Genomic DNA, 25838 nt, shown 5'->3' with positions numbered 1-25838 from the left:
TTGGTCGTAGTCAAACCCGGCGTGGATTTCGTTTTACATCAAGGACGCAGCGCCTAAGATAGAGGCTATCCCATGGCGTTAATGTAAAAGGAGACTGCATTTTGGGCACCCGATACCTGGAAAGCCTGTTCAATCCCTCATCCATTGTGGTGGTGGGCGCCTCTGAGCGCGCGGACAACCTTGGGGGTATGGTTTTGCGGAACCTGCTGGGGGGTAGCTATCCGGGCCGGATGCTGGTGATCAACCAGAACTCCTATGAATCGGTCCATGGCGTGCCCTGTGTTGGGCGGGTGTCGCAGATGGACTTCAGTCCGGAGCTGGCCATCGTCTGTACACCGCCGGACACAGTGCCCAAGGTGGTGCGACGACTGGGCAAGGCCGGTGTCCGAACCGCCATGGTGATGACCGGGGGCATGTCCCGTGCCCACTCGAAGACGGGGCAGCCGCTGATGTACTCCGTGGGGGAGGCGGCCCGTGAAACCGGGATCAGGGTGCTGGGCCCCAACACCATCGGTGTGATGGTTCCTGCCCGCAGCCTGAACGCCACCTACGCCCACATGGGCGCGCTACCGGGCAAGGTCGCCTTTGTCGGGCAGTCGGGCAGCGTGGCCAGTGGTGTGGTTGACTGGGCCTTCGCCCGGGGGGTTGGGTTCTCCTACTTCCTGACCCTGGGCGACTCCATGGACATCGATCATGACGACCTGATCGACTACCTGGCCCAGGACTCCCAGACCCGCGCCATCCTGCTGCATATCGAGAATATTCCCAACCCCCGGCGGTTTATGTCGGCTGTTCGGGTAGCGGCCCGCACCAAGCCGGTGATTGCCGTCAAGAGCGGCCGGGTTCCGGAATCCGAGTGGTTTCGCCACGAGTTGCCGGCAGGTCTCAACCGCAGCGACCCGATCTACGACGCCATGCTCCAGCGGGCCGGTGTATTGCGGGTAGACGGCCTGGGGCAGATGTTTGATGCCCTGGAAACCCTCAGCCGTATGCGGCCCCTGAAGCGGGAATCCCTGGCGATCATGGCCAATGGTGTTGGCCCTGGTGTTTTGGCAGTAGACCGCCTGGCGGCCCTGGGGGGGCAGCTTGCGACCCTGTCGCAGACGTCCGTAGACGCGCTGGCGGAAATCCTGCCGCCATACTGGACCCGTAAAAACCCCATTGACCTGAACTATGACGCCTCACCGGAGCTCTACGCCAAGGCCATTCGTATCCTGGCGAAAGACCCGGACGTATCCAACGTACTGATCATGTATTCGCCCAGCCTGACTGAAGACACCCTGCAGATTGCCGACGCGGTGGTCCAGGCCGTCAAAGGCAGCCGTCTTAACGTGTTCACCTGCTGGCTGGGGCAGAGTACGGTCATGGATGCCCGGGACGAATTCTACCGGGCCGGTGTGCCCTCGTTCTTCTCACCGGAGAAGGCGGTCATGGCGTTCATGCAGCACGTCAACCACCAGCGGGTCCAGCGACTGCTCGGGGAAACCCCGGAGTCTTTCACCGACCACTTTGCCGATCATTCCAGCACCCGGCGAATCATCGTGAACGTCAAACGCTCCGGGCGAAATCACCTCACCAACAACGAAGCCCGGCAGATCCTCGGCGATTACCAGATTAACACCGTGCCAACGGTCTATTGCGACGACGTAGAAGAGGTTCTGGAAGCCTTCGCCGTGGAGCGCCGACCGGTGGATGTCACCCTGATGCACCAGCGGGCCTGCCATCCGTTCATGGAATACCAGTCAGGACAGGGGCGATACCGCTCCACCGTGCACGGCCTGACCAACGAAAACGACATCATCGACGCCTGTCGCCAGTTGATGGAGGACTACCAGCAGCACTTCCCGGAAAGTGGTTTCCTGGGCTTTGCTGTGCAGCGGTCCTACAAACACATTGACGGCATCGCCTTCAGCGTGGGCATCACCCGCGACCCCCTGTTCGGCCCACTGGTGGTCTGCGGTGCCGCCGGTGCCCAGATCAACGTCATGACCGACCGCCAGATTGCCCTGCCGCCCCTGAACATGGTGCTCGCCCGCGAGTTGCTGCGGCGAACCTACATGTACCGGCTGCTCAAAGAGTTCAGCACACAACCGGAACGGGATATCCGCGCCATCTGTGAAGTACTGATCACCCTGTCCCAGATCGTCATCGACCAGCCGGAAATCCGTGGCCTGGAAATCTCCCCGCTGATGTTCGACAACGAGCGGGTGCTGGCCGTGGACGTCGCCATAGACCTGGCGGACGAACCGGGCAAGCCAATCATCCAGCCCTACCCCCGCGAGCTGGAAGAATGGATCGTACTGCCCAAGTCCGGCCGCCGGGTCATCATCCGCCCGGTACTGGCGGAAGACGAACCGGCCCACCGGGCGTTCCACGAACACCAGTCACCGGAATCCATCCGCTACCGGTTCTTCCAGTTCCGCAAGCACTTCTCCCGGGAAGACGTCGCCCAGATGGTCCAGATCGACTACGACCGGGAGATGGTATTCATCGCCAACGCGCCCCGGGAGGATAGCGAAGGGGAGGAAACCCTGGGTACCGTCCGGGTGTGGACCGACGCCGACAACCTGCGCTGCGAGTTCGCGGTTATGGTTCATGACAAGATGAAAGGCGAGGGACTAGGGGTAGCCCTGATGCAGAAAATGATCGACTACTGCCGCGCCCGGGGCACCATGGAGATGGTGGGCAACGTACTGCCCGAGAACCGGCCCATGCTGCAACTCGCGGAGCACCTGGGTTTCGATATCCATTACAACCGGGAAGAAGAGGTGATGGATCTGCGCCTGGTGCTCAACGAACCGGAGAAGGACTGGCAGCGGGAGCGGTTGGCGAAGGCACACCATTAAACCAGTTTTCGTCCGAGGTTGAAGGCGAATTGGGGTGTAGGCGCATGGTCGGAGGGGGACTTTTCTGGACACGCCGTAAATCCATCCATGGAGGCTCTTCAAAAACGTCCCTGTTTTTGAAGGTCCAGAAAAGTCCCCCTCCGACCACACGCTTCTGGCACTTCTCGTGCCTTCGGGGGGGATGCGTTATCTCGCAGTTCAAAGGGCGTGGGCCTGGTAGCGTTTTCCGGGACCTTCAAAAACAGGGACGTTTTTGAAGAGCCTACAGGGACGTATTCACGGCGTGTCCCGGAAAACGCTACCTGGCCTGCGACCCGGCACCAAACCGACCAGGCTTGGGGACGCAGTACCCATACCAATTCGGCCTGCTACCCGGCACCGACCCAATCAGGCTGGGGACCCTACAAGCCCTACTCGGAGACAATAGCCGACCGATCCTCCCCACCCATAGCATCGAGCATGCCCGGAATGAGCCGGGACAACTCCAGCGTCATCAACGAAAACGCGGCATCAAACTTTGCAGCAGCATCGTCTGAGTCCACATCGTCCAGCTTCTCCTGCAGCGTCTCCCCGAACTTCAGCCGACGAATGCCAAACTCCTCATCCAGCACAAACGACACATTCTCATCCCAGGTCAACGACAACTTGGTTACCTGCATACCAGCGGCCAGGTGGTTCTGGATCTCCTCGGACTTCAGGTCCAGCCCCTTGCAGCGAACCACGCCACCATCCTCGGATGGGTCCTTCAACTCACACTCCGTGCCCAGCTCAATGGAGCCCGGCAGATCGATAGACTCATCCAGCCATCCGGTGAACGTAAAGGCCGGCGCCTGCTCCAGTACCGGCGGACGTACCGGTAGCGAACCCAGGCTCTGACGCAGTGCCGAGGCCACATCTTCTGCCTGCTTCGCCGAACCGGCATCCACCACCATTACGCCGTCGGCGGGGGAAAGGTAGGCATAGGTGCGACGATTGCGGGAAAAGGCCCGGGGTAACAGCTCAAGGGTCACCTCCTCCTTGATTTCGTCCTTCTCCTTCTTGCGAACCTTGCGGCCCTGTTCCTGCTCAATGGCTTCGGCTTTCTCTTCCACCATCTCCTTGATCACCGATGCCGGTAGCACTTTCTCTTCCTTGCGCAGGGCGACCAGGTGGTAACCGCCGGCACTGTGCACCAGCAGTTCGCCGTGTTTGCCCAGGGGGGGCACCCAGCCATGGCGGGTGGTTTCCTGTGGGCCGCAGGGCTTGAAGGCATCGGCCGTCAGTTTTTCTTCCAGCGCCTCCGCACTGATATCAAAGGGTTTGGTGAAGCGGAAAACTCGGGCGTTACGAAACCACATGGGGTCGGGTCCTTGCGTTGTTGTTCAGGTCTGTCAGTCGTTTGTGCGGGTGGAAGCGGTCAGGCCGGGTCTGTCAGATCTGCATCACTTCAACCAGTACCGTCTTGACGACAAAGCCCACCACACCGGCGCCCAGCACAGTAAAGAGGGCGATGGTACCAAAACGACCTGCCTGGGACTTCTTCGCCAGGTCCCAGACAATAAAACCCATCCAGCCAATCAGCCCGGTCAGGCAGACGTAGAGGGCAATTTCAGAGAACAGTGCTTCGTTCATTCAACACTCCGTCAGTTTTTAAACACAAAAGCAGTCAGCACCGGCCCCGGAAGGCCGGTGATAAAGTGAATTCAGTCAGTGCGGAACGGCGGCTTTGTTGTTGCGGGTTATTGCTCGTCGCGCAGGAAGGTCCAGTTATCGCCGGAGGATTGCTCCTCGCTGAAGCGATAGCCGGCCAGGTCGAAGCCCTTGAGGTCATCGGCCCGGGTGATGCCATTGGTAATGGCGTAACGGCACATCAGCCCCCGGGCCTTCTTGGCGTAGAAGCTGATCATCTTGTACTGGCCGTTTTTCCAGTCCTTGAACTGGGGAGTAATCATGCGGGCGTCCAGTTTTTTCTTGCGGACGCTCTTGAAGTATTCGTTCGAAGCCAGGTTCACCAGCACGCCGTCATCGGCCTGCAGTTCGCTGTTCAGGGCATCCGTGATGATGTCTCCCCAGAATTCGTAGAGGTCCTTGCCCCGCTTGTTCTCGAACTTCGTGCCCATCTCCAGCCGGTAGGGCTGCATCAGGTCCAGGGGGCGCAGGATGCCGTACAGGCCAGACAGAATGCGCAGGTGCTTTTGGGCAAACTCGAACTCTTTATCACTGAAATCCTGTGCTGCCAGGCCGGTGTAGACATCGCCGTTAAAGGCCAGGGCTGCAGGGCGGGCGTTTTCCGGTGTGAAGGGTGTGTGCCACTGCTGGAAGCGTTCCGCATTGAGCTGGCCAAGCTTTTCGCTGATACCCATCAGGTTACTGACCTGGTGAGGCTCCAGAGTCTTCAGCTGGTCGATCAGCTCGCAGGCATCGTCGAGAAACTGCGGTTGGGTATGCTTCTCGGTGGCCCGCGGGCTCTCGTAATCCAGGTTCTTGGCAGGGGAAACAACCATTAACATGTCAGCAAATCCTCAGTGAAATTGGCCTGATGACGGCTTGCCTGCGTTGGGGCCCAGAAAATCCAGCAGCTGTTCCCGGGTAAAAGGCCAGCCCAGTTCCGCTCCAGTGTCTTCCCGCCGCAGTACCGGAATCCGGGTGCCGTAGCGCTCTACCAGCTCCTCGGAGGTGGCAATATCCACGGCTTCCACGGGAATTGGGTACGGTAGTGGAGCGTTGACCAGCAACTGCTCGGCCAGGTCACACAGTTCGCAATGGCTGGTGGTGAAGAACGTCAGTTGCATCACTTGCCCTGGGCGTTCAGCTGCTGCCCGGTCACGCCCCTGCTGTCCGGACCCATCAGATAGAGATAGCTGGGCATCAGGTCTTCGGGAGTCGGGTTGTGCATGGGATTCTCTGCCGGGTAGGCGTGGGCCCGCATGTTGGTGCGGGTGGCCCCGGGGTTCAGGCTGTTGACGCGAATGTTGTGGCGCTCGTCGTCCAGCTCATCCGCCAGCAGCTGGCTCAATCCTTCCATGGCAAACTTGGATACGGCGTAGGCGCCCCAGTAGGCCTTCGCCTTGCGGCCAACACCGGATGACGTAAAGATGACGGAGGCATCATCCGCCTTGCGCAGTAACGGGATGGCGGCCCGGGTCAGCAGGAACGGGGCCGTGGCATTCACGTGCATGACCTTGTTCCAGGTCTCCGGGTCATAGAGTTCTACCGGGCTGCGGGTACCGAGGATACCGGCGTTGTGGAGCAGGCCATCCAGCTTGCCGAAGTTGTCCTCGATGGTCATGGCCATTTCTTCGTAGTCCTTGACTGCCGCACCTTCCAGGTTCATCGGCACGATAGCGGGCTTGGGGTGGCCTGCAGCCTCGATCTCGTCGTAGACGGACTCGAGCTTGGAAATGGTACGTCCCAGCAGGATTACCGTCGCACCGTAGGCGGCGTAGGTCTTTGCGGCAACGCGACCAATGCCGTCGCCTGCGCCGGTGACCAGGATGATGCGATCCTTCAGCAAACCCTCGGGGGCCTGGTAGGTATGCATGGGAGTGTCCGCCATAAGAGAGTGTGCTCCTGCCTGATGTGCTCGTGTGTCGGTCTGCCGCCGTATTCAGCGGGCGCTATTGTAGCAGTTTTACCAGTTCGTCGACGGTATCTACGATATGGTCGGCTTGCCAGAGATCAACCTCTGCCGGCTCTACGATATAGCCATAACGCACGGCGACGGTGACCATGCCCGCGTTACGCCCGGCTTCGATGTCCCTGACATGGTCCCCTACGTAGATACCGCGACCCGGGTCAGCACCCATGCGATCGCAGGCCAGGTGCAGGCCTTCGGGGGCTGGCTTGCGGTTGGTGACATGGTCCGGGCAGATAAGTGCGCTGCAGCGCCCATCCAGGGCCAGCGCTGCCAGCAGGGGCTCGGCAAACCTTGCCGGTTTGTTGGTCACAATACCCCAGGGTATGCCGGCATCTTCCAGCGCGGCCAGCAGCCTGTCCATGCCGGTGAACAGTTCGGTTTCCTCGCAGATTCCCGCTTCATAGAGGTCCAGGAAACGGGCATGGCGCTCCCGGTAGCCCGGGTCTTCCGGCTCCAGGCCAAAGCCCAGGCGAATCATGGCCCGTGCGCCGTCAGACACATGCGGACGAATGCCGCTAGCAGGCAGGGGGTCCAGCGCTTGCTCCTGGCGCAGGTGGTTGAGACAGCGAATGAAGTCTGGCGCGGTATCAACCAGCGTTCCGTCGAGGTCAAACAGGACCGTTGAAGGAGGCCTGGGCAGTGGACTTGCCATGCTTTTATTCCCCCACCGGTTTGGCCGCGTGCATCAGGTAGTTGACGTCAACATCCCGGGCGAGGCGGTATACCTTGGTCAGCGGGTTGTAGGTCATGCCGGTGAGGTCATGGATATCCAGCCCGGCGTGGCGCAGGTGGTCAGACATTTCCGACGGACGAATGAAGCGCTTCCACTCATGGGTGCCCTTGGGGAGCAGCCTCAGCATGTACTCGGCCCCTACGATGGCGAACAGGAATGACTTGGGATTCCGGTTGATGGTGGACACATAAAGGTGGCCTCCGGGTTTGAGCAGGCGCGCACAGGCACGGATCACCGATGCCGGCTCGGGCACGTGTTCGAGCATTTCCAGGCAGGTCACGATATCGTACTGGCCTTCATGGTCCGGGTCGGCGGCCAACTCTTCCACGGTCGTCTGGCGGTAGTCCACCTCGACCCCGGACTCCAGGCCGTGGAGCCTGGCAACGGCGAGCGGTGCTTCGCCCATATCAATACCGGTGACGTTCGCGCCCCGGCGAGCCATGCCTTCGGAAAGCAGACCGCCACCACAGCCCACATCGACTACCCGTCGGCCCGCGAGGGGGGTGCGCTCGTCGATGTAGTTCAGGCGCAGGGGATTGATGTCGTGCAGGGGACGAAACTCGCTGGTGGGGTCCCACCAGCGGCTGGCTAGGGCCTCGAACTTGGCGATTTCGTTCTGGTCTACGTTGGTTCTGCTCATGGTATCAGGCCTGGCTGTTTATTCAGGTAGGGAATACGGTTCAGGATGCGGACGCGTCGGTGCCGGCGATCCGCTGGTGCCACTCGCTGACCCTCAGCATCAGGTCAGGCACGTCTATCCGCGTGAGGCGGCCTTCCTGTACCTGTGGTACGCCGGCAATCCAGCTGTGGCTTACCTGGCGGCCGTGATTGCTATAGACCAGGTGAGAGGCCGGGTCGTAGACCGGCTGCAGGAACGGATCGCTCAGGTCGACTGCGATCAGGTCTGCCTGCTTGCCGGCCTTCAGGGAGCCGATCTCATGCTCCCTGCCGAGGGCCCGGGCACCATTTATGGTGGCCATGGCCAGGGCTTCGTGGGCGCTGAGGGTTGCCGCATCCCCGGAAACCGCCTTCGCCAGCATGGCAGCTGTCGACAGCTCGCCAAAAAGGTCCAGGTCGTTGTTACTGGCGGCGCCATCGGTACCAATGGTCACGTTCGTGCCGCCTTGTTGCAGCCTGCTGACCGGGCAGAAGCCGCTGGCCAGTTTCAGGTTGGATTCGGGGCAGTGGACAATATGGGTGCCGCTGCTGGCGACCAGCTCCAGGTCGCTGTCACTGAGTGCCGTCATGTGGACACTCTGGCTGTTGCTGTTCAGTACGCCAAGCGAATACATCCGGTCGATCGGGCGCTGGCCGGCCTGGCTCATGGCTTCTTCCACCTCGAAGGCGGTTTCGTGCAGGTGAATCTGCAGCGCTGCGCCGGTCGATTGCTGCAGAGCGACGGCCCGTTCAAGGGTGCTGTCTGCCACGGTGTAGGGCGCGTGGGGCCCGATGGCAATACGCACCCAGGGGTCGTCCTGCCACTCGTCCAGCAGGGCCGCGCCCTTGGCAAGATACTCATCGGGTCCGCTGCCCCAGGGGGTGGGCATTTCCATCAGCGGAAAGCAGATCTGCGCGCGCATGCCGGCGTCCCTGGCGGCCTGGGCGGCAACCTCCGGGAAAAAGTACATATCCGAGAAGCAGGTGGTGCCGGTCCGGAGCATTTCCGCCATGGCCAGCTGGGTACCATCGGCAATGAAGCGTTCGCTCACGAAGCGCCCCTCCGCTGGCCATATGTGATCGTTCAGCCAGGTCATCAGGGGCAGGTCGTCGGCAAGTCCGCGGAACAGCGTCATCGCGGCATGGCCGTGCATATTGATCAGCCCCGGTAATACCACATGGCTCGGCAGGTCGATGACCTCCCTGGCACGGTAGGCCCGGTCTGCCTCCTGCTGTGGGACAATAGCCTCGATTCGATCCCCAAGCAGCAGTACCGCCTGGTTCTCGAGCACTTCGCCGAAAGGTTCGACAGGAATGACCCAGCGGGCGTTGATGCGGACGTCAGCGGCGATAATGGTGTCTGCTGTCATGGACAGGCCTGTCACTCCGGCTTGGTTTGTCTGGAAGGGCAGAGTATAACGGTCGAGTCAGACAGCAGCCAGTGTCCCGTCAGGTCGCTGGCCTGCTAAGTTTTCCACAAGAGGTGAGCAGATGACCCTGAGCAACCCCGATGCTTTCCGGCAGAAAGCCTCTCCTGACACGGTAGCGATTCGCTGGCTGGGCCATGGGGTCCAGTTGCTGGACCAGCGGCGCCTGCCCCTGGAAGAACACTGGCTTACCATCGAGGGTGCCGTAGGGGTGGCCCAGGCTATCCGGGATATGGTGGTCCGGGGTGCACCGGCTATTGGCATCAGTGCTGCGTACGGGGTGGCCCTGGCAGCCCGGGGGGCAGGTGAGGACGACTGGCGGCGTGAGGTGGAGGCTTCCATCGATACCCTGGCCGAGTCTCGCCCGACTGCGGTCAATTTGTTCTGGGCCCTGCAGCGGATGGGTGGCGTGCTGAGACAGTGTCAGTCCCGGGAGGATGCGGTTGCCCGGCTTGCCGAGGAAGCGGTAGCTATTCACAAGGAGGACCTGGCTGCCAATATGGCCATGGCAGACTTGGCCGTGGAAGCCATGGAACTGGACAAGCCGTGCGCGGTACTGACCCACTGCAATACTGGCGCGCTGGCGACGGGAGGTTACGGAACCGCCCTCGGAGTGGTTCGTCGCCTTCATGAGCAAAAGCTGTTAAAGCAGGTCTACGCCGATGAAACCCGGCCCTGGCTCCAGGGCGCCAGGCTGACCGCCTGGGAACTGGCGAGGGATGGGATCCCCGTCACCCTGAATGCCGATGGGGCAGCGGCGGCTATCCTGGCCCGTGGTGAGGTGAAATGGGTAATTGTGGGGGCTGACCGAATCACCGCCAACGGCGATGTGGCTAACAAGATTGGCACCTATGGGCTGGCCGTTCTCGCCCGTCACCACAAGGTGAAATTTATGGTCGTAGCGCCTGCCAGTACCGTGGACATGTCGCTGGAGAGTGGCAAGGATATTCCCATCGAGGAACGAGACGGCAGCGAGTTACGCCAGGTTGGCGGCATCACGTTGGCGCCGGAAAAGGCGGGTGTGTTCAATCCGGTTTTCGATGTTACCCCAGCCAATCTGATCGACATGATTGTCACCGAGCGTGGCGTGGTTCGTACCCCGGAAATGACGGGAATGCACAGATTGTTTGACTGACCCGCAGTCAGGGGGGCTGACCGAACGTAAAAGGCCGGCTGCGTTTGGGGGCAGCCGGCCTTTCCGAGGGGGCAGGGTGTTGCGTATGGACGTTTATTCGGCCTTCGCAGTTACCGTTCCGACCGGCAGTATAGACGCCATCCGGCGGTCCAGTTCCAGCATATCCGCCATGATGTGGCCGCCCTCGCGGACAATAAAGTCGAGCTCGTCGTCCTCGCCGCCGTTGGCGGCTGCGGCCTGCTGTTCCTCGTATTCCTCCATGGCCTCGAAGCTCTCAAAGGGCTCTTTACCCCGGAGTTCCCGTCGTGCATTGGCGATGGTGAGCTGACGGTACTCCAGTTGCTCCTGGTAAGTACGACGCTCGTCTTCGTTCAGGCTCACCATCGTGGTTTTGCGCTGCTCCTTGAGGAAGTCGATTTCCTGCTGCAGAAGCCTGAATTCCGGGCTCTCATCAAAGCGCTGGGCATGGCGGTCACGGAGTTCGTCGATCATACCGCTGAAGTCGAAGTAGCGGGCATGGGGCACCGCCTCAATCTGGTCCCAGGGCAGGGCGCGCTCAAGGGCATCCTCACCAATCCGGGTGGTATCCACCCGTGACGGAATCTGGATGTCCGGAATCACACCCCGGTGCTGGGTGGAGCCACCGGATACCCGGTAAAACTTGGACTGGGTGATCTTGAGCTGACCGTGATTCAGCGAGCGCACGGCCTGTACCGTACCCTTGCCGAATGTTTGTGACCCCACCACCAGGCCGCGACCGTAATCCTGGATTGCGCCGGCAAAGATTTCCGAGGCGGACGCGCTCATACGGTTGACCAGTACGACCATCGGGCCGTCCCATGCAACGTTCGGGTCCTGGTCTGCGAGCACCTGGACCTGGTTGTCCGGGCTGCGGATCTGGACCGTCGGACCCTGGTCAATAAACAGACCTACCAGGTCATTCGCTTCGTGGAGGGCGCCGCCGCCATTGTTGCGAAGGTCGACGACCAGGCCGTCAACGTCTTGTTCTTCCTGTAGCTTTTCCAGCAGTTGGCGGACATCCCGGGTGGTGCTCTTGTAGTCGGGATCGCCCCGCTGCATTGCCTGGAAGTCGGCATAGAAGGTCGGAATGTCGATCACGCCGATCCTGTAGGGCTGCCCGTCGCGTTCGAGCTCGATGACGTCGCTGCTGGCACTCTGTTCTTCCAGCTTTACCTTGTCTCGCTTGATATCAATGGTACGGGTTACCGTCTCGTCGCTGGCGCTGGCCGGAACCACTTCGAGGGTGACCACGGAGCCCCGGGGCCCACGAATAAGGTCAACGACCTCGTCAAGGCGCCAGCCAATAACATTTGTCGGCTGCTCTTCGTCTTCCTGCTTAACGGAAACGATCCGGTCGGCAGGCCCGAGTTGACCCTGGCGCGCAGCTGGCCCGCCGGGTACCAGGCGTACCACCTTGGTGTACTCGTTATCCGCCTGGAGAACCGCACCGATGCCCTCAAGGGACAGGCTCATGTTGATGTTGAAATTCTCGGAGTTGCGCGGCGAGAAGTAGTTGGTGTGCGGGTCCCAGGTGCCGGTAAAGGCGTTCATGTAAGCCTGGAAGGCATCCTCGCTGCGCATCTGTGAAACCCGTTTACGCTGGCTTTCATAGCGCCGGGTAAGCACTTCGATAATTTGCTCGTCACTGCTGCCGTTCAGGCGCTGGGCGAGAACGGCATTGCGGATGCGCTTGTGCCACAGGTTGTTCAGGGCTTGCTGATCTGGCTCCCAGTCTACCTCGGAGCGGTCCAGCAGGATCTGGTCATCGCTATCGAAGTTAAACTGGTCCAGCCCCTGGTCCAACAGGTCAAGGGCGTAATCCATACGTTCGATAATGCGTTTTTGCACCCGGTTATAGATCTCGAAGCCCGGCTGTAACTGGCCGGTCCGCAGGGCCGAGGCCATGTCTTGTTTCAGCGACTGGAATGAACGTATGTCTTCCTGGGTAAGGTAGGCGCGCTGACCGTCGAGGTAGTCGAGGTAATCGTCGAATACCTCACTGGCGAGGTCATCGTTGATGGCTTGGTCGCGGAAATGGGTGAACTGCAGCTGACGGGAAATCAGGATGTTGGCACGGGCCTGTTCGATGGTGGGTGCCACTGCTTCATAGGCATTTTCGTCGACGTTTGCCGAAACGGAAGTGCCGATCCCGGCCAGGGGAAGGGAAACCAGAAGTCCGAATGCGATGCTCCTGGCCCGGAATGCTACCGGCATGTTTGTTGTCTTCATATCTTGGGTTACCTGCTAAAGCCTGGGCTCACGCGCCGATGACCAGTATCGGCGACACACACCAGGCTGTCTGCCGATCGGGTCCGGTTTCCCGGCAACCCCTTCCGGGCAGCAGCCTGCGCGGGCCTGTAAATCCATTGTAGGCAACCGCTCTCTTCGTTACCACACTGGGAGTTTGTCATGTAATGACAATCTCTTCATAAGTAGACCGCTAACCTTCAGGCAAGTTCCAGTGCCCGTTGCAGTCGCTTGGCGAGGTCGTCGGTGAGGTCACCGGCGGGGAGCTCCAGGCACCAGCGCGCCACGAGCGCCTCCGGCGACAGGGGTGAGTTGCCCTGGTCACCTTCCAGGCCCTGCTTTAGCCTGCGAACCTGGAGGGCCATGCGCAGGGACTGGTCCGATTCAGGGGAAGGGTGCCCACCCAGTATCTCGGCCAGCACGACGAGTTCCTGCGGGTCATCCAGGTCCGCCTGCGCGGAGAGGGCTTGCCAGTGTGCTGGCAGTTGATCCACTTCCAGGTCCCCGGACCGGCGTTGTTCAATCCACCGCTGCCAGTCACGTATGTTCGCCTGATGGCGGAGCTGCTGCCGGCGCTCCTCCAGCTCGCGCCTCGTTTTCCGAAGTGTTTGCTGCAGGTTGTCGGAAACCGGGCTGGCGGCCGACGCCTTTAACGCCGATAGCAGCGGCTCTGCTGCATCCGGATCCGGTTGCTGGTCGTCGAGCCAGGCCCGGGCTTTCGCCAGTTCGGCGCTCGCCAACCTGTCTGCTTCATCGGAGGCCCGGACCTGCTGTTGCCGCTGTTCATCCCTTCGCGAGAAGATTTCATCGCAAGCTGCGCGAAACGCTTTCCACAGCTTGCGGTCCTCGCGATGACGGGTGATTCCAATGGATTGCCACTGCTTTTGCAGGTCCTTTGCTTGTGTCATCGCTTCTGCCAGCGGGCTGTGTTCAATCAGTTCCCGGGCCCGGTCGACAACGGCCTGTTTGCGGGCTTCGTTTCGGGTGCGTTCTTCGTCCAGGTGGCCAGCCAGGGTGTTCATCAGGCGGTCAAAGGTTTTCTGTACCGCGCGATTGTCCCGGAATTCAACCGGCCAGGCTTCGCGCCATTCCTTGCGGGCGGTTTTCTCGATCTGCTCGGCGGCCTTCCAGTCCACGCTTTGGGTCCAGTCGGTGGCTTCCAGGTAGCGTTCGAGCTCGTCGCAGATCGTCTGGCGTTTTTGCAGGTGAATTTTTTTCAGGTCCGAGCGGGCTTCAAAGTAGGCGCGGCAGGGCTCGAACGCCTTGTCAGAAGCCGCACGGAAGCGTTGCCACAGTTCACGGTCTGAGGAGCCGCCGAGTTCACGCCATTCCTGTTGCAGTTCCTGGATGCGGGTGGCCTTGGCCTCTGGCTCCATGGGCTGGTCAGCCAGGTACTCCATCTGTTCGCACAGGGCTGTCTGCTTGGGTGCTGTCGCGAAGCCGCGCCAGTCTCCGAGCTCACGAACCTGTCCGGCAAGGCGTTGCATTCGCGCACGGTAACGGCTGCCGTCCCGGCCGCCAAGTTCGCGCTGCAGGGCTTGTGCCTGCTTCAGGAACTGCCTCGACTCTTTGAGTTGGCGGGCTTCGAGGGCTTCCTCCAGCCGGGTCAGCGCCTGTTCGAATTGCACCGTTTTCTGACGCTGAAGCTCCGGACTTTCCTTCATGGGCTGCTGCGGAGTGCGGATCCTGGAGGCCTTGCCCAGCCCTTGTATGGTATCGGGACGGGCAATGCCCCGCGGCCAGTCCAGCTGTTCAAGAAGGCGCCTGGCGGCCTCGGGGACTGGTGTATCGGCGTTCAGTACCTGGTCTACCTCGTCCTGGTGTTGGGCAAGGCGGCGGAGGGCGGTTATGGCTGCCCGCAAGGTCAGCATGGCCTGTTCGTATAACTTCTGCTCCTGACGCGACACTTCGGTATCACGGGTAGCTTCCAGCCAGCGATTTTCCTGGGTCCGCTGCAGGGCATCCAGGGCAGGGAGCGCGCTATGGGCCGGTGGTTCGCTTGCCAGGTCTTCGGCGGTTTCACGCAGTAGTTCCAGGGTCTCTTCCCGCTGTGCCCGCTGTGCTTCCTGCTGCTTTTCTGCCTGGTGCTGCTGTTCCAGCTCCCGGGCCCGCTGTCGGCATTCGTGCAGGGCGCTGAGTACCTGGGTGCGAATGTCGTTATCGGCTTGTGGCTCCAGCAGGTGCCATTGCTGTTCCAGTTTCTGTAAACGGGCTTCGTAGAGGTTTGTGTCCCGGGTTGAGGCAAGTTCGCTGGCCTGGCGCTGAACGGCTGCGAGGGCGTCGCTGGTGGCTTGTGCCTGTTCTTCATCGCGACGCAGTTGTTTGAGGGTATTGCGAACCTGCTGATAAACGCCCTTGTCCTTGCCCCGTGCACGTTTCTGTACCTGCTGCAGTTGGTCCTGGTCGGTCAGGCGCTGGGCAGCTCCCAGGCGTATGTCTGCGGCCTGGCCATCGATGGCCAGCCCGGCCAGTGCCTGTTGACTGCAATTTTGTTGCGCCAGCAGGGCACGCTGGGCATCGATGGCTTCCTGGCTTTCATTTGATGTCTCTGAACCGGGTGTGGTTGTCTTTTCCGGTGTGCTTCCCTGTCGGGCTTTCTTTCGGTTCTCCTGACTGGTCGCGGCACTGAAGCGCTTTTGGAAGAGTCTCTGGATAAATGCGGCCATGTCGGTATCCTTCAGGAGTCAGTTCACCGGGCGTATCGCCCGTAGATGCAATCGGGTGTGTTGAGCTACCCGGGTAGCGGGCCCCGAAACAGGCCAGGATGCTGGTCAGGGTCTCGGGGCCCGGGCAGGTGGCATAGTCTATCCTCTGGAAACCGCTGGCGGAAAGGGTCTGTATGGCAAACCTGACCAAAAAAAAGGATCCCAACGAACAGGCGCCGGAAATCGCGCTGCGCCTGCTGGCGCGTCGTGAGCACAGCCGTTTCGAACTGGCCATGAAGCTTCGTCAGCGCCGGGTCGACACACAGGTTATTGAGCAGGTGCTGGATGACTTCGAAGAAAGGAAGTGGCTGAGCGACGACCGCTTTGCAGAGGTCTTTGTGCGCCAGCGTGTCGATGCCGGTTATGGTCCGTTAAAGATACTGGCTGACCTCCAGCAAAAGGGTATTCGGAATACGCCCGCGGAATTGGCCGCCATACCCGATTCAGGATGGGTCGCCATGGCGGTACAGCTCAGGGACAAGCGATTCGGCCTGGGGGATGTTTCTGATGACTGGCACGAGCGCCAGCGCCAGGGCGCATTCCTAGCTCGTCGTGGCTATTCCGCTGAACATATAGAGCAGGCGCTGGCGACGGTCAGAGCGTCGGAGGAGTGAGGCTCATTTCCCGGGGTAGCGTCAGGGTGGTTTCCTGCTGCTCTGGTCGCGGCTCCCGGGTTTTCCGGGTTCGGGTCGTGGCTGGGGGGCTTAGCTCACCGCTGCCGGCATCGGCGATCATGGGAGCGTCCTGCTCGGATTGCAGGTCATAGCGACGCGCCAGCACGTCGTAGTAGCGGCGGATATTCTGCACGTAGATGACTGGCTCATGGCCCCGCGCATAGCCGTGGCGGGTTTTCGAGTACCACTCTTTTTGCGATAGCAACGGCAGGAACTCTTTTACATCCAGCCAGCGGTCCGGATTCCGGCCTGCGGATTCTGTGAGTTTCCGGGCGTCTTCCAGGTGACCAAAGCCGACGTTGTAGGAGGCCAGGGCGAACCAGGTCCGGTCCGGTTCCTGCACGTGTTCCGGAATCATCCCGTGGACCTGGCGAAGGTAGCGGGCGCCTCCCTCGATGCTCTGCTGTGGGTTGAGCCGGTTGTCGATGCCAATGTGCTCGGCGGTTGCCCGGGTCAGCATCATGATGCCACGAACCCCGGTGGGCGATACGGCATCCCGGCGCCAGTTGGATTCCTGGTAACCGATCGCAGCCAGCAGCCGCCAGTCGAGGCCGGTTTCTTCGCCGTTGCCCCGGAATGTGTCGATGTATTGAGGCAGGCGCTCCTGGATATGTTCCTCAAAGGTGAGGGCGCCCACGTAGCCCAGTTGTCCCAGGTGGCCGTAAAAGCGCTCCCGCAGGTGAGCCAGGGTGCCATCCTGCTCGATCTGCTGGAGAAAGCGGCGGGCTTCGTCATACAGGGTGCCGTCGTTGCTGGTCGGGAAAAGCCAGGCGATGGCTTCCTGGTCACTGACACTGAAAGCCCGTTTCACATTGGGGTAGAAAACATGGTTCAGGGCCAGTTCGTTGGCGTCCACCACGGCGGCCGGGAATTCGCCGGTTTCTACCCGCTCGAGCATGCCCGCGGAATCCAGGTTTTCATGGACCTGGTAGGACAGGGTGGGGTGTTCTGACTGCAATTGCTGCAGATGAGGCAGATGGTTGGACTCTGCGGCCACATGCACAGCCACTTCTTGTTCTAACAGGTCTTCGATGCTTTCGGGGTGTTCCAGTCCGCGATGGTAGGTCATGACCGATTCTGAGGTCAGGCCGTTGGCCAGGGAACGAAAACGGTCCCCCCAGTCACGGTCAGCCGACAGTCCGGTAAAACCGATGTGGGCATAGCCGTCGTCCAGCACACGGAGGATCTCGCTGTTGCCTTCGGCCAGTCGGACCCGGAGTTCAACACCGAGGTGATCGGCAAATCGTTGCGCCAGCTCATAGTCGAAACCGGTCGCGCCTTCCCGATCCTGGTAATAAATGGAGGGAGCATTGCGAGTGATCACGTGCAACACCCCCTCCGCCTTCACGGTTGCGAGGGTATCTGGGCGGGTGCAGCCACCGATTGCCAGCACCCAAAGCAACAGGGCCAGTATGCCGTGCCTGGGGAGCCGGTGTGTTATGAAGTCTCGGGAGTTACCCAAGTTCATGGCCTCCGGAAAAGGATCCTGCATCATCCCCCGGAACGGCGAAGAAGGTCAATTCACCAGGGGAAGATCGCGTGTACCTGTCGTTATTGTACATTTGTTGTTCGCTGCTGTATCCCCGCTTCAGTTTCCAGTATTATTGCGCCCGATCATCAACGGTGCCCTGACCCCCGCCTGCCAGCCACGCAACCCCGGGTGGTAAAGTACCGGTTTCCCAAGTTCGCGCGATACAGGTTATAACCCATGCTGGAACTCCGCGGCGCCCCCGCTCTTTCCCCTTTCCGCTCCGAAAAACTGTTTGGCCAACTGGCCGGCGCCGTTGAAGGCGTGCGAGCCATCTATGCGGAATTCATGCATTTTGTGGATGCCGAGTCCGATCTTGGTGACGCTGACCAGGCGGTGCTTGACCGGCTGCTGACCTATGGCCCCAGCGCTTCCCGCCGCGAACCGGATGGTGTCCTGTTCCTGGTCGTTCCCCGGCCGGGCACTGTGTCTCCCTGGTCCAGCAAGGCAACGGATATCGCACGTAACTGCGGCCTGCGTCAGGTGCGCAGGATCGAGCGTGGTATCGCCTACTATGTCACAGCGGACAAGAAGCTCTGCCGGGAAGATCGCCAGGCAATTGCCGCGCTGCTCCATGACCGCATGACGGAGACCGTCTTTCACGAGATGGGGGGGGCTGAGCTCCTGTTCCACCGTGAAGAGCCCCGTCCACTGGAGCGCGTGCCGGTCCTGTCCGGTGGGCGTCCCGCCCTGGTCGAAGCAAACCAGCGCCTGGGGCTGGCCCTGGCCGAGGATGAAATCGATTACCTCGTTGAGTCGTTCAGCAACCTGGACAGGGACCCAACCGACGTCGAACTGATGATGTTCGCCCAGGCGAACTCTGAGCATTGCCGCCACAAGATTTTCAACGCTTCCTGGGATATTGACGGCGAGGGGCAGCAGAAGTCTCTGTTCGCGATGATCCGCAATACCCACGAGATGAGCAGCGAGGGCGTGCTGTCTGCATATAAGGACAACGCCTCGGTCATTCGGGGTTCAGTCGGGGGGCGGTTCTTCCCGAACCCGGAGTCGGCCCGCTATGAGTATGTGAGCGAGCCGATCCACATCCTGATGAAAGTGGAAACCCATAACCACCCTACCGCCATTTCCCCGTTTGCCGGTTCTGCTACCGGTGCCGGTGGAGAGATCCGTGACGAGGGGGCCACCGGGCGTGGTTCCAAGCCAAAGGCCGGCCTTACCGGGTTTACTGTGTCGAACCTGGAAATTCCGGGTGATCTTCAGCCCTGGGAGCAGGGCTATGGCCGGCCGGATCGCATCGCCTCGCCACTGGATATCATGATTGACGCACCGGTTGGTGGTGCCTCCTTCAACAACGAATTCGGCAGGCCCAACCTGGCCGGCTATTTCCGCACGTTCGAACAGAGAGTAGCAGGAGCTGCCGGCGAGGAAGTTCGGGGATATCATAAACCCATCATGATTGCCGGTGGCCTGGGGAACATCCGTGAAGAGCACGTCGACAAAGGCGAAATCCCGGTAGGCGCCCGCCTCATCGTACTGGGTGGCCCGTCCATGCTGATTGGCCTGGGTGGTGGTGCTGCGTCATCCATGGACTCCGGTACCAGCAACGAGAACCTGGACTTTGCCTCTGTACAACGGGGTAACCCGGAAATGGAACGGCGTTGCCAGGAAGTGATTGACCGCTGCTGGCAGCAGGGTGAACATAATCCGATCGCCTTTATCCACGACGTGGGTGCCGGTGGGCTATCAAACGCCATGCCTGAGCTGGTAAAGGATGGCGGTCGCGGCGGCAAGTTCGAGCTGCGGGATATCCCCAGCGATGAGCCTGGTATGTCGCCGCTTGAGATCTGGTGCAACGAATCCCAGGAGCGGTACGTAATGGCCGTTGCTGAAGAGAACATGGAGCGGTTCGACGCTATCTGCCGTCGTGAGCGCTGCCCCTATGCCGTCATTGGTGAAGCCACTGAAACCCATCACCTTGCCCTGGCGGATGCCTACTATGGCGACTCTCCCGTCGATCTGCCCATGGAGGTGCTGTTCGGCAAGCCACCCCGGATGCACCGCAGCATCAACCGTACATCGTTCACCAAGTCCATCTTCGATTCCACGAAGATCGATCTGAATGATGCCGTGAGCCGGGTGCTGCGCCTTCCATCCGTGGGTAGCAAGGGCTTCCTGATTACCATTGGTGACCGAACCATCACAGGGCTTGTTGCCCGCGACCAGATGGTTGGCCCCTGGCAAGTCCCGGTGGCTGATGTGGCAGTAACCGCGACCAGCTACGATGTCATCACCGGCGAAGCCATGGCCATGGGTGAGCGTACGCCGGTGGCCTGTATTGATTCACCAGCCTCCGGCCGGATGGCCGTGGGTGAGGCAATTACCAACCTGGCGGCTGCTTCTGTTGCGAAGCTTTCCGACATCCGTCTGTCTGCTAACTGGATGGCGGCAGCGGGTCACCCGGGCGAAGACGAGAACCTCTACGAAACGGTTCGTGCGGTGGGTATGGAGCTATGCCCGGCGCTGGGTATTGCTATTCCCGTGGGCAAGGACTCCATGTCCATGAAGACCGTGTGGGAAGAGGGTGAGGAGCAGAAGAGTGTTACTGCACCGCTGTCGCTGATCATCAGTGGCTTTGCACCGGTAACGGACGTGACCCGTACCCTCACGCCCCAACTGAAAACAGACCAGGGTGAAACGGACCTTATCCTGGTGGATCTGGCCGCTGGCCAGAACCGTCTTGGCGGCTCGGCCCTGGCGCAGGTGTTTGGCCAGATGGGTGCTGTAGCGCCAGACCTAGATGACCCGGAGGATATCAAGGCCTTCTTTGCAGTGATCCAGGGCCTGAACCAGGAGGGCAAACTGCTGGCCTACCACGACCGGTCTGACGGCGGTGTGTTCGTCACACTGGCCGAAATGGCGTTTGCTGGCCGTACCGGTGTCGATATCCGCCTTGACGGCCTTGCTGAGGAAGCAAGCCAGTTTGCCCGTGAGCTGTTCAATGAAGAGCTGGGCGCGGTGATCCAGGTACGGCGCGAGGATACCCCGTTTGTACTGCAGCAGTTCTCGGGAGCCGGGTTGGGTGAGCATACCTCCGTCATTGGCACCCTGAACGACGAAGACAGGGTACGTTTCTCCTTTGAAGGAGAGCCGGTCATCGACCAGCCCCGTGCAGACCTTCAGCGCCTCTGGTCAGAGACCAGCTATCGCATCCAGAGCCTTCGCGACAACGCCAACTGTGCACAGGAAGAGTTCGATAACCTGCTTGCCAGTGACGACCCCGGGCTCGACGCCCAGCTGAGCTTCGACCCTTCAGAAGACGTGACGGCGCCGTACATTGCGAGCGGCGCTCGCCCGAAGGTTGCTGTCCTGCGCGAGCAGGGCGTTAACGGCCAGACCGAGATGGCTGCCGCCTTTGACCGCGCTGGCTTCGACGCTGTGGATGTCCATATGAGTGATCTGCTATCGGGCCGGGTGACGCTGGATGGCTTCCGGTCACTGGTCGCCTGTGGTGGTTTCTCCTATGGTGATGTACTCGGTGCCGGTGAGGGCTGGGCCAAGTCCATTCTGTTTAATGCACGGGTCAGGGACCAGTTTGCCGGGTTCTTCGGGCGCGACGACACCCTGGCCCTGGGGGTATGCAACGGCTGCCAGATGCTGTCCAATCTCCATGAACTGATCCCGGGTACGTCCGGCTGGCCGCGCTTTGTTCGCAATCAGTCCGAGCAGTTCGAGGCGCGCCTGGTGATGGTTGAGGTTCAATCCTCCAGGTCTGCCTTCCTCGATGGCATGGCCGGATCCCGGATGCCTATCGCGGTGGCCCATGGTGAGGGGCGCACAGAGTTCGGGGAGGGCGGATTTGAAGCCTTTGACCGTTCCGGGCAGGTGGCCATGCGCTATGTGGACCACCACGGGCAGCCGACAACCCGTTACCCCTATAACCCCAACGGGTCGGAAGGCGGCATTACCGGGCTGACCAGCGACGACGGTCGGGTCACGATCATGATGCCACACCCTGAGCGTGTCTTCCGCACAGCCCAGTTCTCCTGGCACCCGGAAGGCTGGGGCGAAGATGGCCCCTGGCTGAGGATGTTCCGTAATGCCCGCAAATGGCTGGGGTGATATGACGGGCTGACCTGGCCCGCTCACTGACCTGAAAGCCGGTGGCAGGATTGTCTGTCACCGGCTTTTTTGTGACTGTTGAAAACTTTTGCCTAACGCTGCGTATTGCAAGGGCTTTTGCGGCTTTTATAGCGAAAAAAACCCTTGACTAAATGGTTTTATGCACACGCTGGCGGACTTATCCGTACGTCAGTGCCTGAAACGCCAGCAACTCGTGCATTAAATGCTCGACTTTTATAACGGTATGATTTTAAACACTTTTAATTAGAAGGTGGATTTCTCGCCAATTTGAGTGGAGCGCCGTAACCACGGGCCTTTCCGGCGTCTACCCAAAAACTATCCCCAAAGTTATCCACAGATTTTGTGGGTAACCCTTAAGGCCCTTAAACGGCCCGGGTTGACGCCCGAGTCAAGCTGTTTCAGTCTTGATTTCACAATTTTCGGTCGGGGGATTTATCCATGTACAAATTCTGTTTCTTTGTGCCGGTACACGATGCGGAAGCGACCAAGGAGGCGGTTTTCGAGGCTGGTGGTGGGCGTATTGGCGACTATGACAGTTGCGCATGGCAAACGCTTGGCCAGGGGCAGTTCAGGCCGCTGCAGGGAAGCAACCCACATCTGGGGGAGCAGGGTCGATTGGAGCGGGTAGACGAGGTGAAGGTAGAGCTGGTTTGCGAAGACCGGCTGATTCGCGATGTAGTGGCTGCTATGAAGCGGGCCCATCCCTATGAAGAGCCCGCTTACGAGGTATACCGGCTGGAAGACTTCTGAGATCGAGGGGGGACCGGACAACTATTCCTTTGGCTTGATCCGGTGCCGGATATCACTGATGCGCAGCGGGAAGTCATTGCGCTGAACATCTTCTACAAAGTGCTCGAGCGTACGTCGAACCGTGGGAAACGAAATTTCGTCCCAGGGGATGCGGTTCAGTTCGAACAGTTCTGTTTCCAGTGATTCTTCGCCTGCTCCGAAACGCTCCTCAGTGAGGAAGGCCCGGTAAAACATGTGTACCTGGTCGATATGGGGTACATGGATCATTGTGTACAAACCTGCCAGCTCCACATCCGCCATGGCTTCCTCCAGGGTTTCCCGGGAGGCCGCCTCTTCGGTGGTCTCCGAGTTTTCCATAAAGCCCGCCGGCAGGGTCCAGTAACCGTAGCGCGGCTCTATGGCACGGCGGCATAGCAGGATCTTCCCCTCCCAGACAGGCACGGTGCCTGCAACGATGCGTGGATTCTGGTAATGAATGGTCTCGCACCGGGTGCAGACATAGCGAGGCCGGTTATCGCCGGCAGGGATGCGGCTTTCCACAGGATGACCGCAGCTACTGCAGAAGTTCATGAAATACCCCGTATAATAGTTTGATTGATGGCCCCAGTGTATCGTTCGCCGGGTGCCTTGTCTCATCTCAAGTGTGGAGACCGATTTTGCGCGATTTACTGACGGAAAGGCTAGCCCGGCACACGCCGAGCCGCCTGGCGATGGACTATCCAGAAGCCAGTGTGTTGGTGCCGGTGTCGGATAATGCTGGCTCTCCGGAGATCCTGTTTACGCTTCGTTCCTCCAATTTATCAACCCACCGTGGCCAGGTCGCCTTTCCGGGAGGCAAAAAGGATAGTACAGACCCCAACCTCGCCCATACCGCATTGCGGGAAACCCACGAGGAAATCGGCCTGCCACCAGATCAGGTGCAGCTGGTGGGTCCGCTGAGCCAGGTGATTTCCCGCTACGGCATCCTAGTAACACCCTACGTTGGTATTGTGCCGGCCGACCATCCGCTGGTTCCTAACCCCCACGAGATTGAGAGCATTTTCCGTGTGCCGGTTGAGTTCTTCCTGGAGGATCGCAGGGAGCGCACCGATGTCCTGCCGTTTCTCGATAATACCTACCATGTTCCCTGCTATCGGTGGGAGGATTATCAGATCTGGGGGTTGTCGGCCGTGGTTCTGGTGGAGTTTCTGAATGCCGTGTACGATGCCCGCATCGATTTGCTCAAGCCCCGCCATGACTGATGTGGAGGCGGGTTAAAAGGAGGACTGGCATGTTATACGAACTGGCAGAACGTAAGCCCGAACTGATTGGTGAAGGGCAGTTTGTGGCAGACAACGCGACGGTGGTCGGCAGTGTGGCACTGCACGAGCAGTCCAGCATCTGGTTCAACGTGGTGATCCGTGGCGACAATGACCTGATCACGATCGGGCCCGAATCCAACGTCCAGGATGGTTCGGTACTGCACACGGATTCGGGTATCAGGCTGACCCTGGGCCGGGGCGTTACCGTTGGCCACAAGGCGATGCTCCATGGCTGTGAAATCGGTGACTATTCCCTGATTGGTATCAATGCAGTGGTCCTGAACGGCGCCCGGATCGGTAAACACTGCCTTATCGGGGCGAACACCCTTATCCCCGAGGGCATGGAAGTGCCGGACGGCTCCCTGGTGATCGGCGCGCCCGGGCGGGTGAAGCGTGAACTTGGCGATAACCAGAAGAAGATGCTTGAACTGAGCGCCGCACACTACGTAGAGAACGCAGCGCGTTACCGTAATGCCCTCAAGCCATTCATGCCGGAAAGCGGTGGCCGCTAATGGAATCCCGGCGCCGTGTCCGTTCCCCCTGTGTCAGCGTGTGCGCGCTTGACGAAAAGGATATCTGCATCGGTTGTCATCGTACCGGCGATGAAATACTGCGCTGGACCACGATGACGGATGAAGAACGGAAACGGGTATTGGAGTACGTCGCTGAGCGTGAAAGCGGCAGCTTGATCTGAGTACACCCGCGTCCATCAAGGCCACGTAGTAACAGGCAGGAAGACGATATGATGACAACGATCGGTACACCACTTAAGGAAAATGCATACAAGGTCCTGTTCTGTGGGTCCGGTGAGCTGGGTAAGGAAGTGGTGATTGAGCTGCAGCGCCTGGGCGTGGAAGTTGTGGCCTGTGACCGCTATGCCAATGCGCCTGCCATGCAGGTGGCCCATCGCAGCCATGTGATCGAAATGCTCGACCCGGCCAGCCTTCGCAAGGTCATCGAACAGGAGCAGCCTGACCTGGTGGTCCCCGAGATCGAGGCCATTGCAACCGGCGAACTGGTCGCGCTGGAACAGGAGGGGTATCGAGTGATCCCGACAGCGCGAGCGGTTGACCTCACCATGAACCGGGAGGGTATCCGGCGGCTGGCGGCTGAAGAGTTGGGGTTGCCAGTATCGGACTATCGGTTTGCTGAAACCCGGGAGCAGTTCGAGCAGGCGGTGGCCGAGATTGGCTTCCCCTGTGTCGTGAAGCCGGTCATGAGCTCCTCCGGTAAGGGGCAAAGCCTGGTTCGTGAAGTTGCGGAAGTTACGGACGCCTGGAACTACGCACAAACCGGTGGTCGCGCAGGAAAGGGCAGGGTCATTGTTGAAGGGTTTATCGACTTTGATTATGAAATTACGCTGTTAACTGTGCGACATACAGGTGGTATCAGTTTCTGTGCCCCGATTGGTCACCGTCAGGAAGACGGCGATTACCGGGAGTCCTGGCAGCCCCAGCCCATGAGCGGGACAGCGTTGAAGCGTAGCGAGGATATCGCGCGCTCAATTACCGATAACCTGGGCGGCTATGGCGTTTTCGGTGTCGAGCTGTTTATCAAGGGTGACCAGGTGTGGTTTTCAGAAGTGTCACCACGGCCTCACGATACCGGTCTTGTGACCCTTATCTCCCAGGACCTGTCCGAGTTTGCTCTCCACGCCCGTGCCATTCTCGGATTACCCGTGCCGGCGATTCGTCAGCAGGGGCCGAGTGCATCCGCCGTCATCCTCCCGGAAGGCGAGTCCAGCGCGCCGGCTTATCTCGGCCTGCAGGATGCCCTTGCTGAACCCGACGTGCAGCTACGCCTGTTTGGTAAGCCGGAATTGTCCGGTCGCAGGCGTATGGGTGTAGCGGTTGCACGCAAGGAAACCATCGAAGAAGCGCGCCGAGCTGCGACCGAAGCGGCCGGTAAAGTGCAGGTCAGGCTCGATTGACCCGATATTGCTTGAAATATGTCCGTTTCGGGCAAATACTAGGCAGTCGGGTAGCGGCAAACCGAAATCCGCATAAAAAAGTTCAAAAAGGTCGTTGACAGAAATCGGTGGGGCTGTAGAATGCGCCCCACTTCGACAGGGAACGCCGGCGACGGCGGAACCGGAAG

General features: G+C 60.2%; 21 protein-coding genes. 9 read left to right on the top strand and 12 right to left on the bottom strand.

What is annotated here, in order from left to right; all coding sequences use genetic code 11:
• Nucleotides 1-101 precede the first annotated feature (101 nt).
• A complete protein-coding gene (locus tag MLC59_RS13440) occupies nucleotides 102-2846 on the top strand; it encodes a bifunctional acetate--CoA ligase family protein/GNAT family N-acetyltransferase (RefSeq protein ID WP_248234924.1) in 2745 nt (914 codons plus the stop codon).
• A gap of 410 nt (nucleotides 2847-3256) precedes the next feature.
• Here the strand turns inward: MLC59_RS13440 and rdgC are convergent, their stop codons facing one another.
• The 8 genes from rdgC to MLC59_RS13400 all read right to left on the bottom strand — a co-directional run bounded on the left by rdgC (nucleotide 3257) and on the right by MLC59_RS13400 (nucleotide 9222).
• Nucleotides 3257-4183, bottom strand: a complete 927-nt coding sequence (rdgC, locus tag MLC59_RS13435) for a recombination-associated protein RdgC (protein ID WP_248234919.1) — start codon at nucleotides 4181-4183, stop codon at nucleotides 3257-3259.
• Nucleotides 4184-4256: 73 nt separating this feature from the next.
• The gene (locus tag MLC59_RS13430; RefSeq protein ID WP_248234917.1) at nucleotides 4257-4457 is read right to left on the bottom strand and encodes a DUF2788 domain-containing protein; all 201 of its coding nucleotides are present in this window, start codon (nucleotides 4455-4457) and stop codon (nucleotides 4257-4259) included.
• A gap of 107 nt (nucleotides 4458-4564) precedes the next feature.
• A complete protein-coding gene (gene yaaA / locus MLC59_RS13425; protein WP_248234916.1) occupies nucleotides 4565-5335 on the bottom strand; it encodes a peroxide stress protein YaaA in 771 nt (256 codons plus the stop codon).
• 12 nt (nucleotides 5336-5347) lie between these two features.
• Nucleotides 5348-5617, bottom strand: coding sequence for a glutaredoxin family protein (locus tag MLC59_RS13420; RefSeq protein ID WP_248234915.1), 270 nt, complete (start codon nucleotides 5615-5617; stop codon nucleotides 5348-5350).
• On the bottom strand, nucleotides 5617-6366 hold the full coding sequence (locus tag MLC59_RS13415; RefSeq protein ID WP_248234971.1) for a YciK family oxidoreductase: 750 nt from the start codon (nucleotides 6364-6366) through the stop codon (nucleotides 5617-5619). The genes MLC59_RS13420 and MLC59_RS13415 overlap by 1 nt, the downstream gene beginning before the upstream one ends.
• Nucleotides 6367-6442: 76 nt before the next feature.
• Complete coding sequence (locus tag MLC59_RS13410) at nucleotides 6443-7114, bottom strand: HAD family hydrolase (RefSeq protein WP_248234912.1); 672 nt, start codon at nucleotides 7112-7114, stop codon at nucleotides 6443-6445.
• A gap of 4 nt (nucleotides 7115-7118) precedes the next feature.
• Nucleotides 7119-7835, bottom strand: a complete 717-nt coding sequence (gene ubiG, locus MLC59_RS13405; RefSeq protein WP_248234910.1) for a bifunctional 2-polyprenyl-6-hydroxyphenol methylase/3-demethylubiquinol 3-O-methyltransferase UbiG — start codon at nucleotides 7833-7835, stop codon at nucleotides 7119-7121.
• 40 nt (nucleotides 7836-7875) lie between these two features.
• Nucleotides 7876-9222, bottom strand: coding sequence for a TRZ/ATZ family hydrolase (locus MLC59_RS13400; RefSeq protein ID WP_248234909.1), 1347 nt, complete (start codon nucleotides 9220-9222; stop codon nucleotides 7876-7878).
• Between the two features lie 121 nt (nucleotides 9223-9343).
• Here MLC59_RS13400 and mtnA point away from each other — a divergent pair, with 121 nt between their 5' ends.
• Entirely contained in the window at nucleotides 9344-10414 is a 1071-nt protein-coding gene (gene mtnA / locus MLC59_RS13395) for an S-methyl-5-thioribose-1-phosphate isomerase (RefSeq protein ID WP_248234906.1), read from the top strand.
• Nucleotides 10415-10507: 93 nt separating this feature from the next.
• Here the strand turns inward: mtnA and MLC59_RS13390 are convergent, their stop codons facing one another.
• Together MLC59_RS13390 and MLC59_RS13385 are read right to left on the bottom strand one after the other, a co-directional pair.
• Entirely contained in the window at nucleotides 10508-12664 is a 2157-nt protein-coding gene (locus MLC59_RS13390) for a carboxy terminal-processing peptidase (protein ID WP_248234904.1), read from the bottom strand.
• Between the two features lie 218 nt (nucleotides 12665-12882).
• On the bottom strand, nucleotides 12883-15348 hold the full coding sequence (locus tag MLC59_RS13385; RefSeq protein WP_248234903.1) for a DUF349 domain-containing protein: 2466 nt from the start codon (nucleotides 15346-15348) through the stop codon (nucleotides 12883-12885).
• A gap of 173 nt (nucleotides 15349-15521) precedes the next feature.
• On the opposite strand from MLC59_RS13385, the gene MLC59_RS13380 reads away from it, so the two are divergent.
• The gene (locus MLC59_RS13380; RefSeq protein ID WP_248234901.1) at nucleotides 15522-16001 is read left to right on the top strand and encodes a regulatory protein RecX; all 480 of its coding nucleotides are present in this window, start codon (nucleotides 15522-15524) and stop codon (nucleotides 15999-16001) included.
• Here the strand turns inward: MLC59_RS13380 and mltF are convergent.
• Complete coding sequence (gene mltF / locus MLC59_RS13375; protein ID WP_248234899.1) at nucleotides 15982-17523, bottom strand: membrane-bound lytic murein transglycosylase MltF; 1542 nt, start codon at nucleotides 17521-17523, stop codon at nucleotides 15982-15984. The two genes, MLC59_RS13380 and mltF, sit on opposite strands and share 20 nt — an antisense overlap.
• Nucleotides 17524-17769: 246 nt before the next feature.
• Here mltF and purL point away from each other — a divergent pair, with 246 nt between their 5' ends.
• A complete protein-coding gene (gene purL / locus MLC59_RS13370; RefSeq protein WP_248234898.1) occupies nucleotides 17770-21669 on the top strand; it encodes a phosphoribosylformylglycinamidine synthase in 3900 nt (1299 codons plus the stop codon).
• Between the two features lie 459 nt (nucleotides 21670-22128).
• The gene (locus MLC59_RS13365) at nucleotides 22129-22440 is read left to right on the top strand and encodes a YqfO family protein (RefSeq protein ID WP_248234895.1); all 312 of its coding nucleotides are present in this window, start codon (nucleotides 22129-22131) and stop codon (nucleotides 22438-22440) included.
• Nucleotides 22441-22461: 21 nt separating this feature from the next.
• Here MLC59_RS13365 and MLC59_RS13360 read toward each other — a convergent pair whose 3' ends face one another.
• Nucleotides 22462-23010, bottom strand: coding sequence for an NUDIX hydrolase (locus tag MLC59_RS13360; protein ID WP_248234893.1), 549 nt, complete (start codon nucleotides 23008-23010; stop codon nucleotides 22462-22464).
• 86 nt (nucleotides 23011-23096) lie between these two features.
• Between MLC59_RS13360 and MLC59_RS13355 the strand changes: the two genes are divergently transcribed.
• From MLC59_RS13355 to purT, 4 genes are read left to right on the top strand one after another with little or no spacing between them, the layout of a single operon-like run.
• The gene (locus tag MLC59_RS13355; protein WP_248234891.1) at nucleotides 23097-23681 is read left to right on the top strand and encodes an NUDIX hydrolase; all 585 of its coding nucleotides are present in this window, start codon (nucleotides 23097-23099) and stop codon (nucleotides 23679-23681) included.
• A gap of 29 nt (nucleotides 23682-23710) precedes the next feature.
• A complete protein-coding gene (locus tag MLC59_RS13350; protein ID WP_248234889.1) occupies nucleotides 23711-24253 on the top strand; it encodes a gamma carbonic anhydrase family protein in 543 nt (180 codons plus the stop codon).
• Nucleotides 24253-24435: a DUF1289 domain-containing protein gene (locus MLC59_RS13345; protein WP_248234886.1), complete on the top strand. Its 183-nt coding sequence runs from the start codon at nucleotides 24253-24255 to the stop codon at nucleotides 24433-24435. Before MLC59_RS13350 ends, MLC59_RS13345 begins: the two co-directional genes overlap by 1 nt.
• A 51-nt stretch (nucleotides 24436-24486) precedes the next feature.
• Nucleotides 24487-25671, top strand: a complete 1185-nt coding sequence (gene purT / locus MLC59_RS13340) for a formate-dependent phosphoribosylglycinamide formyltransferase (protein WP_248234969.1) — start codon at nucleotides 24487-24489, stop codon at nucleotides 25669-25671.
• The last annotated feature ends 167 nt before the right edge of the window (nucleotides 25672-25838 follow it).

The sequence above is a fragment of the Marinobacter bryozoorum genome (assembly GCF_023156245.1).
Classification (GTDB): domain Bacteria; phylum Pseudomonadota; class Gammaproteobacteria; order Pseudomonadales; family Oleiphilaceae; genus Marinobacter; species Marinobacter bryozoorum.
Note: the sequence above shows the minus strand (reverse complement) of the source record. Positions and strands in the feature narration are given on the sequence as shown.